Annotated in this window: 10 protein-coding genes; 6 read left to right on the forward strand and 4 right to left on the reverse strand. The window is 55.3% G+C overall.

Annotation, left to right across the window (positions count from 1 at the left end; genetic code table 11):
* Position 1 precedes the first annotated feature (1 nt).
* The 6 genes from mukF to ELK40_RS08085 all read left to right on the forward strand — a co-directional run bounded on the left by mukF (position 2) and on the right by ELK40_RS08085 (position 9,855).
* Entirely contained in the window at positions 2-1,324 is a 1,323-nt protein-coding gene (mukF, locus tag ELK40_RS08060) for a chromosome partition protein MukF (RefSeq protein ID WP_041910621.1), read from the forward strand.
* Complete coding sequence (gene mukE, locus ELK40_RS08065) at positions 1,305-2,009, forward strand: chromosome partition protein MukE (protein WP_008499954.1); 705 nt, start codon at positions 1,305-1,307, stop codon at positions 2,007-2,009. The genes mukF and mukE overlap by 20 nt, the downstream gene beginning before the upstream one ends.
* Positions 2,009-6,460 carry a chromosome partition protein MukB gene (mukB, locus tag ELK40_RS08070; RefSeq protein ID WP_127730275.1) on the forward strand — a complete coding sequence of 1,484 codons (4,452 nt, stop codon included), beginning with the start codon at positions 2,009-2,011 and terminating at the stop codon, positions 6,458-6,460. The genes mukE and mukB overlap by 1 nt, the downstream gene beginning before the upstream one ends.
* 177 nt (positions 6,461-6,637) lie before the next feature.
* Positions 6,638-8,461: a L,D-transpeptidase gene (gene ldtD, locus ELK40_RS08075; RefSeq protein WP_115874641.1), complete on the forward strand. Its 1,824-nt coding sequence runs from the start codon at positions 6,638-6,640 to the stop codon at positions 8,459-8,461.
* Between the two features lie 174 nt (positions 8,462-8,635).
* Positions 8,636-9,187, forward strand: a complete 552-nt coding sequence (locus tag ELK40_RS08080) for a YcbK family protein (RefSeq protein WP_032639289.1) — start codon at positions 8,636-8,638, stop codon at positions 9,185-9,187.
* A gap of 20 nt (positions 9,188-9,207) precedes the next feature.
* Entirely contained in the window at positions 9,208-9,855 is a 648-nt protein-coding gene (locus ELK40_RS08085; RefSeq protein WP_008499950.1) for an MBL fold metallo-hydrolase, read from the forward strand.
* A gap of 48 nt (positions 9,856-9,903) precedes the next feature.
* Here ELK40_RS08085 and aspC read toward each other — a convergent pair whose 3' ends face one another.
* The 4 genes from aspC to pncB form a co-directional block, all read right to left on the reverse strand.
* A complete protein-coding gene (aspC, locus tag ELK40_RS08090; RefSeq protein WP_033145106.1) occupies positions 9,904-11,094 on the reverse strand; it encodes an aspartate transaminase in 1,191 nt (396 codons plus the stop codon).
* Positions 11,095-11,278: 184 nt separating this feature from the next.
* Positions 11,279-12,382, reverse strand: a complete 1,104-nt coding sequence (locus tag ELK40_RS08095) for a porin (RefSeq protein WP_047651295.1) — start codon at positions 12,380-12,382, stop codon at positions 11,279-11,281.
* 606 nt (positions 12,383-12,988) lie between these two features.
* Positions 12,989-14,389, reverse strand: coding sequence for an asparagine--tRNA ligase (asnS, locus tag ELK40_RS08100; RefSeq protein ID WP_127730277.1), 1,401 nt, complete (start codon positions 14,387-14,389; stop codon positions 12,989-12,991).
* A 165-nt stretch (positions 14,390-14,554) separates the two neighbouring features.
* Positions 14,555-15,757, reverse strand: coding sequence for a nicotinate phosphoribosyltransferase (gene pncB, locus ELK40_RS08105; RefSeq protein ID WP_127730279.1), 1,203 nt, complete (start codon positions 15,755-15,757; stop codon positions 14,555-14,557).
* Positions 15,758-15,981: the final 224 nt, after the last annotated feature.

Consider the following 15,981-nt stretch of genomic DNA (forward strand, 5'->3'; position numbering starts at 1 on the left):
TATGAGTGAATTTTCCCAGACAGTCCCCGAACTGGTTGCCTGGGCCAGGAAAAACGATTTCTCCATCTCGCTGCCGGTAGACAGACTCTCTTTCCTGCTGGCGGTTGCCACGCTGAACGGCGAACGGCTGGATGGTGAAATGAGCGAGGGTGAACTGGTGGATGCGTTCCGCCATGTCAGTGATGCGTTTGAGCAAACCAGCGAAACCATTAGCGTGCGTGCCAACAACGCAATAAACGATATGGTGCGTCAACGTCTGCTGAACCGCTTTACCAGCGAGCAGGCGGAAGGAAACGCCATCTATCGTCTGACGCCACTGGGCATCGGCATCACCGATTATTATATCCGCCAGCGTGAATTTTCCACGCTGCGTCTTTCCATGCAGCTCTCGATCGTGGCGGGTGAGCTTAAGCGCGCCGCCGACGCGGCGGATGAAAACGGTGACGAATTCCACTGGCACCGTAACGTCTACGCGCCGCTGAAATATTCGGTGGCCGAGATTTTCGACAGTATCGATCTCACCCAGCGCCTGATGGACGAGCAGCAGCAGCAGGTGAAAGACGATATCGCGCAGCTGCTGAATAAAGACTGGCGAGCGGCCATCTCCAGCTGCGAACTTCTGCTGTCAGAAACCTCCGGCACGCTGCGTGAGCTCCAGGATACGCTGGAAGCCGCAGGGGATAAGCTTCAGGCGAACCTTCTGCGCATCCAGGATGCGACCCTGGCGCACGACGATCTGCACTTTATTGACCGTCTGGTGTTCGACCTGCAGAGCAAACTCGACCGTATTATCAGCTGGGGCCAGCAGTCGATCGACCTGTGGATCGGCTATGACCGACACGTGCATAAATTTATCCGTACCGCGATCGATATGGATAAAAACCGCGTGTTTGCTCAGCGTCTGCGTCAGTCGGTACAGACCTATTTCGATGCGCCGTGGGCGTTGACCTACGCCAATGCCGATCGTCTGCTGGATATGCGTGACGAAGAGATGGCGCTGCGCGATGAAGAGGTGACCGGTGAACTGCCGCCGGATCTGGAATACGAAGAATTTAACGAAATTCGCGAGCAGCTTGCGGCGATGATCGAAGAACAGCTCGCGGTCTACAAAACCAGACAAGCTCCGCTGGATCTTGGACTCGTGGTGCGCGACTATCTGGCGCAATATCCTCGTGCGCGCCACTTCGACGTTGCCCGCATTGTGGTAGACCAGGCGGTGCGCCTGGGTATCGCGCAAGCAGATTTCACCGGACTGCCGCCGAAGTGGCAGCCAATTAACGATTACGGAGCCAAGGTACAGGCGCATGTCATTGACAAATATTGAACAAGTGATGCCGGTTAAGCTGGCACAGGCGCTGGCGAATCCGTTATTTCCGGCGCTGGACAGCCAGCTGCGTGCCGGTCGTCACATTGGCTTAGACGAGCTGGATAATCACGCCTTTTTGATGGACTTTCAGGAGTACCTGGAAGAGTTTTACGCGCGCTACAACGTGGAGCTTATCCGCGCGCCGGAAGGGTTTTTCTACCTGCGCCCGCGCTCCACGACGCTGATTCCGCGTTCCGTGCTCTCCGAGCTGGATATGATGGTCGGCAAAATTCTTTGCTACCTCTACCTCAGCCCGGAACGTCTGGCGAATGAAGGGATCTTCACCCAGCAGGAACTTTACGACGAGCTGTTGACGCTGGCAGATGAGAGCAAGCTGCTCAAGCTGGTGAACAACCGTTCCACGGGTTCGGATCTTGACCGTCAGAAATTACAGGAAAAGGTTCGCTCTTCCCTGAACCGTCTGCGCCGTCTGGGAATGGTCTGGTTTATGGGACATGACAGCAGCAAATTCCGCATTACGGAATCTGTCTTCCGCTTCGGCGCCGACGTGCGTGCGGGCGATGACGCGCGTGAAGCGCAGCTTCGCATGATCCGCGACGGTGAAGCGATGCCGGTGGAAAACCATTTGCAGCTCAATGATGAGCATGAAGAGAATCTGCCGGATAGCGGGGAGGAAGAGTAATGATTGAACGCGGTAAATTTCGCTCACTGACGCTGATTAACTGGAACGGCTTCTTTGCCCGAACGTTCGATCTGGATGAGCTGGTCACGACGCTCTCCGGCGGTAACGGGGCGGGTAAATCCACCACCATGGCGGCCTTTGTCACGGCGCTGATCCCTGACCTTACGCTGCTTCACTTCCGTAACACCACCGAAGCGGGGGCAACAAGCGGCTCCCGTGATAAAGGTCTGCACGGTAAGCTGAAGGCCGGCGTCTGTTATTCGGTTCTGGACGTCATTAACTCCCGCCATCAGCGTGTAGTCGTGGGCGTGCGCCTGCAGCAGGTCGCCGGCCGCGACCGTAAAGTGGATATCAAGCCGTTTGCGATTCAGGGCTTGCCGACCTCCGTGCAGCCGACGGCGCTGCTGACGGAAACCCTGAATGAACGCCAGGCGCGCGTGCTGACGCTGCAGGAGCTGAAAGATAAGCTCGAAGCGATCGAAGGCGTGCAGTTCAAGCAGTTCAACTCGATTACCGACTACCACTCGCTCATGTTCGATCTGGGCGTGGTGGCGCGTCGTCTGCGCACGGCATCAGACCGCAGCAAATACTACCGCCTGATCGAAGCGTCTCTGTACGGCGGTATCTCCAGCGCCATTACCCGCTCCCTGCGCGACTACCTGCTGCCGGAAAACAGCGGGGTGCGTAAGGCCTTCCAGGATATGGAAGCGGCGCTGCGTGAAAACCGTATGACGCTGGAAGCGATACGCGTTACCCAGTCCGATCGTGACCTGTTTAAACACCTGATCAGCGAAGCCACCAACTACGTGGCGGCGGACTACATGCGCCACGCCAACGAGCGCCGCGTCCACCTCGATCAGGCATTAGAATACCGTCGCGAGCTGTTTACCTCCCGTAAACAGCTGGTGGCCGAGCAGTACAAGCACGTCGAAATGGCGCGCGAACTCGGTGAGCACAACGGTGCCGAGGGCGACCTGGAAGCCGACTACCAGGCCGCCAGCGACCACCTGAACCTGGTGCAAACCGCGCTGCGTCAGCAGGAAAAAATCGAGCGCTATGAAGCGGACCTCGACGAGCTGCAGATCCGTCTCGAAGAGCAAAATGAAGTGGTGGCCGAAGCCGCCGACATGCAGGAAGAGAACGAAGCCCGCGCCGAAGCCGCCGAGCTGGAAGTGGATGAGCTGAAAAGCCAGCTTGCCGATTACCAGCAGGCGCTGGACGTGCAGCAGACGCGCGCGATTCAGTACACCCAGGCACTGCAGGCATTGCAGCGCGCGAAAGAGCTGTGCCATCTGCCTGACCTGACGCCGGAAAGCGCCGACGAGTGGCTGGATACCTTCCAGGCCAAAGAGCAGGAAGCCACCGAAAAACTGCTGTCCCTCGAACAGAAAATGAGCGTCGCGCAAACGGCGCACAGCCAGTTTGAGCAGGCTTATCAGTTAGTCGTTGCGATTAACGGCCCGCTGGCGCGTAGCGAAGCTTGGGACGTTGCCCGTGAGCTGCTGCGCGACGGCGTGAACCAGCGCCATCTGGCCGAGCAGGTTCAGCCGCTGCGTATGCGTCTGAACGAGCTGGAGCAGCGCCTGCGCGAGCAGCAGGAAGCCGAGCGTCTGCTGGCGGAATTCTGCAAGCGTCAGGGAAAAAATTACGATTTTGACGAGCTTGAGGCCCTGCATCAGGAACTTGAGGCGCGTATCGCTGCGCTTTCAGACACGGTCTCCAGCGCCAGCGAACAGCGTATGACTCTGCGTCAGGAGCTGGAGCAGCTTCAGTCCCGTTCGAAGACGCTCCTGGAGCGGGCGCCGGTCTGGCTGGCGGCTCAAAGCAGCCTGAACCAGCTCAGCGAACAGTGCGGCGAGCAGTTCGAATCCAGTCAGGAAGTGACAGAATACCTGCAGCAGCTGCTGGAGCGCGAGCGCGAAGCCATTGTTGAGCGTGATGAAGTGGGCGCGCGCAAGCGTGACGTCGACGAAGAAATTGAACGCTTAAGCCAGCCGGGCGGGTCAGAAGATCCGCGCCTGAATGCACTCGCCGAGCGTTTTGGCGGCGTGCTGCTGTCCGAGATTTATGACGATGTAGGTCTTGATGATGCCCCGTACTTCTCCGCGCTGTACGGTCCATCCCGCAACGCGATAGTGGTCCCGGATCTGTCGCTGATTTCTGAGCAGCTTGCCGGCCTGGAAGATTGTCCGGAAGATCTCTACCTGATCGAAGGGGATCCGCAGTCGTTCGATGACAGCGTATTCAGCGTCGACGAGCTGGAAAAAGCGGTGGTGGTGAAAATCGCCGACCGTCAGTGGCGCTATTCCCGCTTCCCTGAGCTGCCGCTGTTTGGCCGCGCCGCGCGCGAAAGCCGCATCGAAAGCCTGCACGCCGAGCGTGAAACGCTGTCTGAACGTTTTGCGACCCTGTCGTTTGACGTGCAGAAAACCCAGCGCCTGCACCAGGCGTTCAGCCGCTTTATCGGCAGCCATCTCGCCGTGGCATTTGACACGGATCCGGAAGCCGAAATCCGCAAGCTCAATACCCGCCGTGGCGAGCTTGAACGTGCGATTGCCAGCCATGAAAGCGACAACCAGCAGAGCCGCGTCCAGTTCGAGCAGGCGAAAGAGGGCGTCGCGGCCCTTAACCGTATTCTGCCGCGCCTGAATCTGCTGGCGGATGACACGCTGGCCGATCGCGTGGACGAGATCCAGGAGCGTCTGGATGAAGCGCAGGAAGCCGCGCGCTTCGTGCAGCAGCACGGCAATCAGCTGGCGAAGCTCGAGCCGGTAGTCTCTGTCCTGCAGAGCGACCCGGAACAGTTTGAGCAGTTAAAAGAAGATTATGCCTGGTCGCAGCAGGTGCAGCGCGAGGCGCGTCAGCAGGCGTTTGCCCTGACGGAGGTGGTGCAGCGTCGCGCCCACTTCGGCTACTCCGATTCGGCGGAAATGCTGAGCGGTAACAGTGACCTGAACGAAAAGCTGCGTCAGCGCCTTGAGCAGGCTGAAGCGGAACGTACTCGCGCCCGCGAAGCAATGCGCAGCCACTCCGCTCAGCTGAACCAGTACAACCAGGTGCTGGCCTCGCTGAAAAGCTCCTTCGACACCAAGAAAGAGCTGTTAAACGATCTGCAGAAAGAGCTTCAGGACATCGGCGTTCGTGCCGACAGCGGGGCAGAAGAGCGCGCGCGTATCCGTCGTGACGAACTGCATTCGCAGCTCAGCAATAACCGTGCGCGTCGTAATCAGCTGGAAAAAGCGCTGACCTTCTGCGAAGCCGAAATGGATAACCTGACCCGTCGCCTGCGCAAGCTGGAACGCGATTATCATGAAATGCGTGAGCAGGTCGTGACCGCCAAGGCGGGTTGGTGCGCGGTGATGCGCATGGTGAAAGATAATAACGTTGAGCGTCGTCTGCACCGTCGTGAGCTGGCATATCTCTCCGCCGATGAGCTGCGTTCCATGTCGGATAAGGCGTTGGGTGCTCTGCGTCTGGCGGTGGCGGATAACGAACACCTGCGCGATGTCCTGCGCATGTCAGAGGATCCGAAACGTCCTGAACGTAAAATCCAGTTCTTCGTGGCGGTTTACCAGCACCTGCGCGAGCGTATTCGCCAGGACATCATCCGTACTGACGATCCGGTCGAAGCCATCGAACAGATGGAAATCGAGCTGGGCCGTCTGACGGAAGAGCTGACCTCCCGCGAGCAGAAGCTGGCAATCAGCTCCCGCAGCGTAGCGAACATTATTCGTAAAACCATTCAGCGCGAGCAGAACCGTATCCGCCAGCTCAACCAGGGGCTGCAGAGCGTGTCGTTTGGTCAGGTGAACAGCGTGCGCCTCAACGTTAACGTGCGTGAAGCGCATGCCACCCTGCTGGAAGTGCTTTCTGAGCAGCACGAGCAGCATCAGGATCTGTTTAACAGTAACCGTCTGACCTTCTCCGAAGCGCTGGCGAAGCTCTATCAGCGCCTGAACCCGCAGATTGATATGGGGCAGCGTACGCCGCAAACCATCGGTGAAGAGCTGCTGGACTACCGTAACTATCTGGAAATGGAAGTTGAGGTAAACCGTGGCTCAGACGGCTGGCTGCGTGCGGAATCCGGAGCGCTCTCTACCGGTGAAGCGATCGGTACCGGTATGTCAATTCTGGTGATGGTGGTACAGAGCTGGGAAGACGAAGCGCGCCGCCTGCGCGGCAAAGACATCTCCCCATGCCGACTGCTGTTCCTTGATGAGGCTGCGCGTCTTGATGCGCGCTCCATTGCCACGCTGTTTGAGCTTTGCGAACGTCTCGATATGCAGCTCATCATTGCGGCACCGGAGAACATCAGTCCCGAAAAAGGGACAACCTACAAGCTGGTGCGTAAAGTGTTCCAGAACAGCGAACACGTTCACGTTGTTGGGCTGCGTGGCTTTGCGCCGCAGCCGCCAGAATCATTGCCTGAAACCACGGCGGACGCTTCCTGAAGCGTCTTCTGACCCGAAGCGGCGCCCTGGCGCCGCTTTTTTTTAAACTTAACTTGTGCTTAGGGCTGCGTTATCTTTAAACTTCTTTACATAAGGTAAGGCAACCGCTTAGCCGTCTACCTATAATGAAAGAAAGCCCCAGCGTGATGGGCATGTCGTGAAAACAGGGGGCAAGGGATGTTGCTTAAGAAAGAATGTGGTCGTCAGCTGTCGGCGCTGAGTTTATGCCTGGCAGTGATGTTTGCTCCACTGTTAACCGCCCAGGCCGACGAGCCTGAAATTGTGCCGACTGACAGCTCGGCAACGACGGGCGCGCAGCCAACGTCGTTGTCCCAGCCTCTGGACCAGTCTCCGGCAACGGCTATCATGGCCGGTATTAAGCCGCTGCCGGAAGGCATCGACGCCGAATCGCTCAGCCAGCAGCTGCAGTCGGGGCTGCCGTCCGGGTACGCGCCTGTCTATCTCAATCAGCTCACGCTCCTTTATGCTGCCCGCGATATGAAACCGATGTGGGAAAACCGCGATGCCGTTCGCGCCTTCCAGCAGCAGCTGGCGGAGGTTGCGATTGCAGGGTTTCAGCCGCAGTTTACAAAATGGGTTGAGCTGTTAACCGATCCTGCCGTCACCGGGCAGGCGCGGGACGTGGTGCTTTCCGATGCCATGATGGGCTACCTGCAGTTCGTGGCGGGTATTCCGGTCAACGGCAACCGTTGGCTTTACAGCGATAAGCCGTACAAGCTGGCGACGCCGGCACTGTCGGTGATTAACCAATGGCAGTTAGCGCTGGATAACGGCGAACTGCCGCGCTTTATCGCCAGCCTCGCACCGGCGCACCCACAATATGCCACTCTGCACCAGTCGCTCCTCGCGCTGGTGGGTGACTCGCGCCCATGGCCTCAGATGCGCGGCACCGCGACGCTGCGTCCGGGGCAGTGGAGCAGCGATGTGCCTGCCCTGCGCGAGATCCTGACTCGCTCCGGTCTTCTTGATGGCGGGCCACATATTGCGTTGCCAGGCGACGATCCGCAAAACGCGGCGGTCAGCCCGTCAGCTCCCGTGAAAGAGAAAAAAACGATTGCCGTCAGCAATAAACCCGCAGCATACGATCGCGAGCTGGTTGCGGCAGTGAAGCAATTCCAGACCGCACAGGGGCTGGGGGCCGATGGCGTCATTGGCCAGACGACGCGAGACTGGCTGAACGTATCGCCTGCGCAGCGGGCAGGTGTGCTGGCGCTCAATATCCAGCGTTTGCGCCTGCTGCCTGGAACACTCTCTACCGGAATTATGGTTAACATTCCGGCTTATTCCCTGGTCTATTATCAGGACGGTAGCGAAAAACTGGCGTCGCGCGTGATTGTCGGACGTCCGGATCGTAAAACACCGATGATGAGCAGCGCGCTGAATAACGTGGTGGTTAACCCACCGTGGAACGTGCCGCCGACGCTGGCGAGAAAAGACATTCTGCCGAAGGTCTGGAACGATCCGGGGTATCTGGAACGTCATGGCTATACGGTGATGCGCGGATGGAACAGTAAAGAGGCCATCGATCCTTATATGGTCGACTGGTCGACAATTACGGCTTCTAATCTGCCGTTCCGTTTCCAGCAAGCACCCGGGGCGCATAACTCTTTAGGGCGTTACAAGTTCAATATGCCGAGTTCAGACGCTATCTATCTGCACGATACGCCGAACCACAACCTGTTCCAGAAAGATACTCGCGCGCTGAGTTCTGGCTGCGTACGCGTGAACAAAGCCTCGGAGCTGGCCAATATGCTATTGCAGGATGCGGGCTGGAACGATACGCGCATTTCGGATGCCCTGAAGCAGGGGGATACGCGTTACGTTAATATTCGACACAACATTCCGGTCAATCTCTACTATCTGACGGCGTTTGTTGGCGAAGACGGGCGTACTCAGTACCGTACAGATATTTACAATTATGATCTCACCGCGCGATCCGGCGCACAAATTTTGCCAAAAGCGGAACAATTAATCAGGTAAATGAAGCAGTTCGGGAAAAATGATTGTCGTAAGTTAGGGTGAATAAGGGGCAATATCGCTGTAAGCCGCGTATTCACTGGGGTTGGGCGCCTTGACGTACCCGGTTTTGCCAGTTAAGGTGCCCTTCGTGCGCTAAGCATATTACGATTTCTTTTACCTGTAGACCTGATTATCATGGACAAATTTGACGCTAATCGCCGCAAACTGCTGGCGTTAGGTGGTGTTGCGCTTGGCGCAGCGGCCATCTTGCCGACGCCAGCATTTGCCACCCTCTCGACACCTCGTCCGCGAGTTTTAACGCTCAACAACCTGCATACCGGTGAGTCGCTAAAAGCGGAGTTTTTCGATGGCAGAGGCTATATTCAGGATGAATTAGCAAGACTTAACCATTTTTTCCGTGATTTCCGCGCGAATAAAATAAAAGCCATCGATCCAGGACTGTTTGATCAGCTTTTCCGCCTTCAGGGCCTGCTGGGCACCAGCAAGCCGGTTCAGCTCATTTCTGGCTATCGCTCGATTGATACCAATAATGAACTGCGCGCCCACAGTCGCGGGGTAGCGAAAAAAAGCTATCACACGAAGGGACAGGCAATGGACTTCCATATTGAAGGCGTTTCGTTAGCCAATATTCGCAAAGCTGCGTTATCTATGCGCGCAGGTGGTGTAGGATATTACCCCAGCAGCAACTTTGTGCATATTGATACCGGTCCGGTTCGGCACTGGTAATAACGAAACACAGGAGCAGTATGAACTATCGTATTATTCCGGTTACCGCGTTCTCCCAGAATTGTTCATTGATCTGGTGCGAACAGACTAAACTGGCCGCGCTTGTCGATCCCGGCGGTGACGCTGAGAAGATCAAGCAGGAAGTCGCCGACAGCGGCGTGACGCTCATGCAGATTTTACTGACGCATGGTCACCTCGACCATGTGGGTGCAGCGGCTGAACTGGCTGAACACTACGGCGTGCCGATAGTTGGTCCGGAAAAAGAAGATGAGTTCTGGCTGCAGGGGTTACCCGCCCAAAGCCGCATGTTTGGCCTGGATGAGTGTCAGCCTTTGACGCCCGATCGCTGGCTGAACGAAGGAGAGCGCGTTAGCATAGGGAATGTGACTTTACAGGTGTTGCATTGTCCTGGGCATACGCCAGGCCATATCGTCTTCTTTGATGACCAGTCCCGTCTGCTGATTTCCGGCGATGTGATCTTCAAAGGTGGCGTAGGACGCAGCGATTTTCCGCGCGGCGATCACGGTCAACTGATTCAGTCGATTAAACAGAAGTTATTGCCGCTGGGTGATGATGTAACGTTTATCCCTGGACACGGTCCGATGTCGACGCTGGGCTATGAACGGCTCCATAACCCGTTCCTTCAGGATGAAATGCCTGTCTGGTAACCCGAATAAAAAAAGCCTGCATAACGCAGGCTTTTTTATGAGCGCAAATTACAGTACGGCGACAATCGCTTCGCACAGTGGCGCCATGTTGTCAGGCGTCATGCCTGCAACGTTCACGCGGCCAGAGGCCACGGCGTACACGCCAAACTCTTCACGCAGACGCAGAACCTGCTCTTTGGTCAGGCCGCTGAACGAGAACATACCGTTCTGTTTGATGATAAAGCTGAAGTCGCGATCCGCGCCTTTCTCAGCCAGGGTGTTCACAAACAGCAGGCGCATGCGCTGAATACGCTGACGCATATCGTTCAGCTCTTGTTCCCAGATAGCGCGCAGCGCATCGTTGCTCAGGATAGTCGCAACAACAGACGCACCGTGTGCAGGTGGGTTAGAGTAGTTAGCGCGGATAACCGATTTCATCTGGCTGAACGCACGATCGACGGTCTCTTCGTTAGCGGCAACCAGCGTACAGGCACCCACGCGCTCATTGTACAGACCAAAGTTCTTGGAGTAGGAGCTTGCGACAATCAGCTCCTGGTGCACGGCTGCGAACGCGCGCAGGCCTTCGGCATCTTCTTCCAGACCACGGGCGAAGCCCTGGTAGGCAAAGTCAAACAGCGGCAGCCAGCCTTTCTCTACGGACAGCTTCGCCAGATGTTGCCACTGCTCAAGCGTCGGGTCGATACCGGTTGGGTTATGGCAGCAGCCGTGGAACAGCACCACGTCACCTGCCTGCGCCTCGCTCAGGCTCGCCAGCAGGCCGTCAAAGTCGAGAGAGTGGTTTGCCGCGTCGTAGTAGGCGTATTCACGCACTTCCAGACCCGCAGAGTTAAACACGCTCTTGTGGTTAGGCCAGCTTGGGTTGCTTACCCATACGCGCTTAACAGAGGTGTTTTTCGCAAGGAAATCCGCCGCCACGCGCAGCGCACCGGTACCGCCTGGGGTCTGTGCTGTACGGGCACGTTTGTCACTCACAATTGCACTGCCTTTACCGAACAGCAGCTCCTGGGTGCAGCGACCAAATTCAGGGATACCATCAATACCGAGGTAGTTTTTGGTGGTTTCGTTTTCCAGCAGATACTGCTCAGCTTTCTTAACGCTGGTCAGTACCGGAGTTTTGCCGGTTTCATCTTTATATACACCAATACCCAGGTTGATTTTGCCAGGGCGGTCGTCGGCACGAAACAGATCGGCCAGGCCCAGAATCGGGTCGGCAGGAGCGGCGGTAATGTTCTCAAACATGACGAAGTTCCATTGTGATTACAGAAGTGAAATCCGCTATCAGGTTAACGGTAGATTTACAAAATGCCAACCGTTTGCGACGAAAAGCGTGCGGCTTTTCAAAAGTCGCCATTATTTTCTGTCAGGCATAAAAAAACAGGGCCGAAGCCCTGTTCATTAAGCATATAACAAAGTGGTGTACTGATTAGAACTGGTAGGTTACGCCAACGGTAGCCTGGTTGTCAGAGCCAACCCAGCTGGTGGACGCATCTTTGTCGTCCAGCAGGTTGAAGCGGTAGTCACCGTACACGTTGAAGTTCTTGTTGAAGTAGTAAGTCGCACCAGTGGTGATGTATTTCGCCAGGTCACGGTCGCCGATGCCGTTCAGGTCTTTACCTTTGGACTGAACGTAAGAAACGGAAGGACGCAGGCCGAAGTCGAACTGGTACTGAGCGATAACTTCGAAGTTCTGAGTCTTGTTAGCAATGTTATAAACATTACCATCATCATTCGGAACATAGTTTTCGCCGCTGTTACCCAGGCGGCTCATGTTGCGAGTCTCTGCATAAACGGTCGCGAGGTAGATGTTGTTTGCGTCGTATTTCGCGCCAACAGCCCAGGATTCAGCTTTATCGCCTTTACCATCTTTTTTCTGCTCAAGCGTACGGTTAGCGGTGCTGTAGGCACCGATCAGACCGAAGCCTTCACCGAACTCGTAACCCAGTGACAGGCCAACGCCGTCGCCGTTTGCTTCATTCAGGTTTTTACGATCGTTTTTACCCTGGTATTGAACGCCAAAGTTCAGACCATCAACCAGACCGAAGAAGTTGTTGTTACGGTAGGTCAGCAGGCCAGTAGAACGGCTGGTCATGTAGTTATCAACATAACCGCCACCCCAGGTTTCGCCAGAGAAGGATGGAGCCATATCGGTGTAGGATTCTACGTCATACACGATACCGTAGTTACGACCGTAGTCCAGAGAACCCGCGTCAGCGATTTTCAGGCCAGCGAAAGCCAGACGAGTTACGTTAGTCTGGTCACCTTCAGCTGCACCGGCGCGTGCACGGTATTCCCACTGACCGTAACCGGTCAGCTGATCATTGATCTGAGTTTCGCCTTTGAAGCCGATCTGGCCATAAGAGGAGTCAGCGTTTTTGTGTACGCCAGAAGTGGTGAAACCGTGCTCACCCACAACTTTACCGTAGAAGTCCAGCTTGTTGCCGTTCTTGTTATAGATTTCTGCAGCGTTAGCTGCACCGGCTACCAGCAGGGCAGGGATTACCACTGCCAGAATATTGCGCTTCATCATTATTTATTACCCTCATTGGTTTTTTTATGACACTCGCCACTGCCGTCAATAAATTCTGTCAATAAATATTTCCGGAACTATTGATGAGAGTTAGGTGTCTTTATGTATCTGACAGGCATCTTTCCATTCGCCGAAGCGTTTCGCTAGCCTGAAAGTGCTACAATTCTCAAGATTGAGTAACAGAAAGAAAATATGTGTAACTAAATATGTATTTTTGGGAACTTTGTGAACCACCTCAAACTTCAGAGTGCCCTGGCGAATTAAACAACAGAGCATATCCTATATATATGAATTCCTTATGATTAATTTGGATAAAGGCAATTCATATAAACAGACGCTAAACGACCCGTTTTTTCTTATGACTCCTGAAAGCCTTCTGGATGGCTGTAAAAATGGTTGAAATTTGTGCTATTGCCCGATGGAGAAATAATCGCAATAAGAATAGGGTTTGTTTTTTGTGGCTGGATGTTTCGCGGAAACAAAACGTAACAGGTAGTGGTTGTGACGGGGCGAAGGTTTAAAGACGCTGACTTTAAGCTGACGAAAACTGACAATACAGAATAAAATAATGGCCAGCATCTGCTGGCCATTTTAGTCTTTTAGCGATTAGAAGCTGGCGTTACGTGGAGTACGTGGGAACGGAATCACGTCGCGTACGTTCTGAACACCGGTCACGTAGGCAATCAGACGCTCGAAGCCCAGACCAAAACCGGCGTGCGGTACGGTACCGTAACGGCGTAGATCGCGGTACCAGCTGTAATCAGCTGGGTTGAGCCCCATCTCTTCCATACGCGCGTCCAGCACGTCAAGACGCTCTTCACGCTGAGAGCCACCGATGATTTCACCAATGCCCGGCGCCAGGACGTCCATCGCTGCCACGGTTTTACCGTCTTCGTTAAGGCGCATATAGAAGGCCTTAATGTCTTTCGGGTAGTTTTTAACGACAACCGGCGCTTTGAAATGCTTCTCGGCCAGATAGCGCTCGTGCTCAGACGCCAGGTCTACGCCCCAGTAAACCGGGTTCTCGAACTTCTCACCGCATTTCTCGAGGATCGCCACCGCGTCGGTGTAGTCCACCTGCGCAAAGTCGGCTGAGACAAAACGCTCCAGACGCGCTACTGCATCGCTGTCTACGCGTTCTGCAAAGAATTTCATGTCGTCAGGACGCTCTTCCAGCACCGCTTTGAAGACGTACTTGAGCATCGCTTCCGCCAGGCCCGCAACATCGTCCAGGTCGGCGAACGCCACTTCCGGCTCCAGCATCCAGAATTCCGCCAGGTGACGGCTGGTGTTGGAGTTTTCTGCGCGGAAGGTAGGGCCGAAGGTGTAGATCTTAGACAGCGCACAGGCGTACGTTTCGCCGTTGAGCTGACCGGAAACGGTCAGGAAGGCCTCTTTACCAAAGAAGTCTTTGTCATAGTCCACTTTACCTTCCGGCGTGCGCGGCAGGTTTTCGAGATCCAGCGTTGAGACACGGAACATCTCACCGGCACCTTCTGTGTCGGACGCAGTGATCAGCGGGGTAGACACCCAGAAGTAACCCTGTTCGTCGAAGAAACGATGCAGCGCCAGCGCCAGCGTATGACGCACGCGCGCCACCGCACCAATCAGGTTGGTACGCGGACGCAGGTGGGCCACTTCACGCAGATATTCGATGCTGTGACGTTTAGCCGCCATCGGATAGGTATCCGGATCTTCAACCCAGCCGGTGACTTCAATGGCAGAAGCCTGAATTTCGAAGCTCTGGCCCTGACCCGGTGATGCTACAACCACGCCGGTGACAATAACGGAACAGCCCGTTGTCAGGTGCAGAACGTCATCATTGTAATTGGGCAGAGAATTATTAATGACGGCCTGTACAGGATCAAAGCAGGAACCGTCATAGACGGCGAGGAAGGAGATGCCAGCTTTAGAATCTCGGCGGGTACGCACCCATCCGCGCACGGTGACTTCCTGGTCAACGGCGACACGGCCCTGGAGTACGTCGGCTACAGGCACAACGCTCATAATATTCTCTCTGTTAATAGTCGGAAAAAATAAACACTTGTCCACCCTTATGGGGGGATATCTATGTTACCTGCCATCCGCTATCAGACAAGTAAATTTCGCAGTCAAAAGAGAAGAATTGAGAAATAAATAAGGGAAGGGAGCCATAAAGGCTCCCGTAAGCGCTTAACTGGCTTTTTTAATCAAGGGGAGATCGAACGCTTTGCGCAATGCGCGGACAAACGCTTTGTCATGGCAGATGGTTTTACCCGGGCTGTCGGAGAGTTTCGCCACAGGCTTGCCGTTACATTCCACCAGCTTTATCACAATATTCAGAGGTTTTACCTGAGGAATGTCGCAGGTCAACCGGGTACCAATCCCGAAACTCAGGTTCACTCTGGTGTTGAAATGACGATAGAGTTCGACCGCTTTCGCCAGGTCGAGATTATCCGAGAAGACGAGCACTTTGCTCATCGGGTCAATGCCAAGTTTCTCGTAATGGGCAATCGCCTTCTCGCCCCACTCGATCGGATCCCCTGAATCGTGGCGTAACCCCTGATATCGCTCTGCAAATTCAGGTCCAAAGTCGCGAAGGAAGGCATCCATCGTAATGCAGTCGGTGAGGGCGATCCCGAGTTGATTCGGGTACTCCTCAAGCCATGCGGCCAGCGCCGCTCGCTGGCTGTTGGCCAGGTCAGGGCTGATCTGCTGATGCGCCTGGAACCACTCGTGCGCCTGGGTGCCCATCGGCGTCAGGTTGAGGCGACGGGCCAGATCGTAGTTACTGGTGCCCACGAACCACGGCTCCTGCTGCAGACGTTTAACGATGGCCTCCTGTACGTCGCGCGAAAAACGGCGCCGCGTACCAAAGTCCATCAGGCGGAAGCGGGACATGTCCAGCCCTGCGGTCAGCGTGGAGAAGCCAGCGAGTTTATTTTCCAGCGCGGCGACAGCCTGCGCTACGCCCGTTTCCGGCGAACGGTAGCGGTGAGCCAGTTCACTGATCACCGCCAGAAGCGGCACTTCCCACATGATCACTTCCCGCCACGGGCCTTCAAGGCGAATATCCAGCTTGCCGTTATCGTTAAGCACGGTGACCTGCTCCGGCTTATAGCGGAAATCGCGCAGCCAGTTCAGATAGTCGGCTTTGAAGAAAGGCAGGCCAGAAAGCCACTGATATTCCTCGTCCTGCAGCGTCAGATGCTGCATAGCATCGACCTGTTCACGAATGGCGTCTGCGTAGATACCGAGCAAGTCGTCGCCACGACAGCGGAATTCCGCCGCGACGTGAACGTCATAGTAGTGGTGGAAAACGGCTTGCTGCATATGCAGTTTATACGCGTCGGTATCCAGCAACGTATGCAGAACTGGAGAAGCGAATTGAGTCATAGGTGCGCAGTAGCATCCTCTCACAGGAGCGTTTAGTACAATAAACAACTCCGGAGTATACCTTGTTTAGTGATTTATTGAACCCCGATCACAACATAAGCGCGTTTTATGGTCGAGGGCATTTTGTGCCCCGTGTTATACAAATGTAGCAAAAAAGGGTTTTGACCCTGAAAAGATGAACATTCTGCATAGCGCGATTTGCGCAACAGGAATATATTGAAACG

The sequence above is a fragment of the Enterobacter sp. N18-03635 genome, assembly GCF_004006055.1.
Taxonomy (GTDB): domain Bacteria; phylum Pseudomonadota; class Gammaproteobacteria; order Enterobacterales; family Enterobacteriaceae; genus Enterobacter; species Enterobacter vonholyi.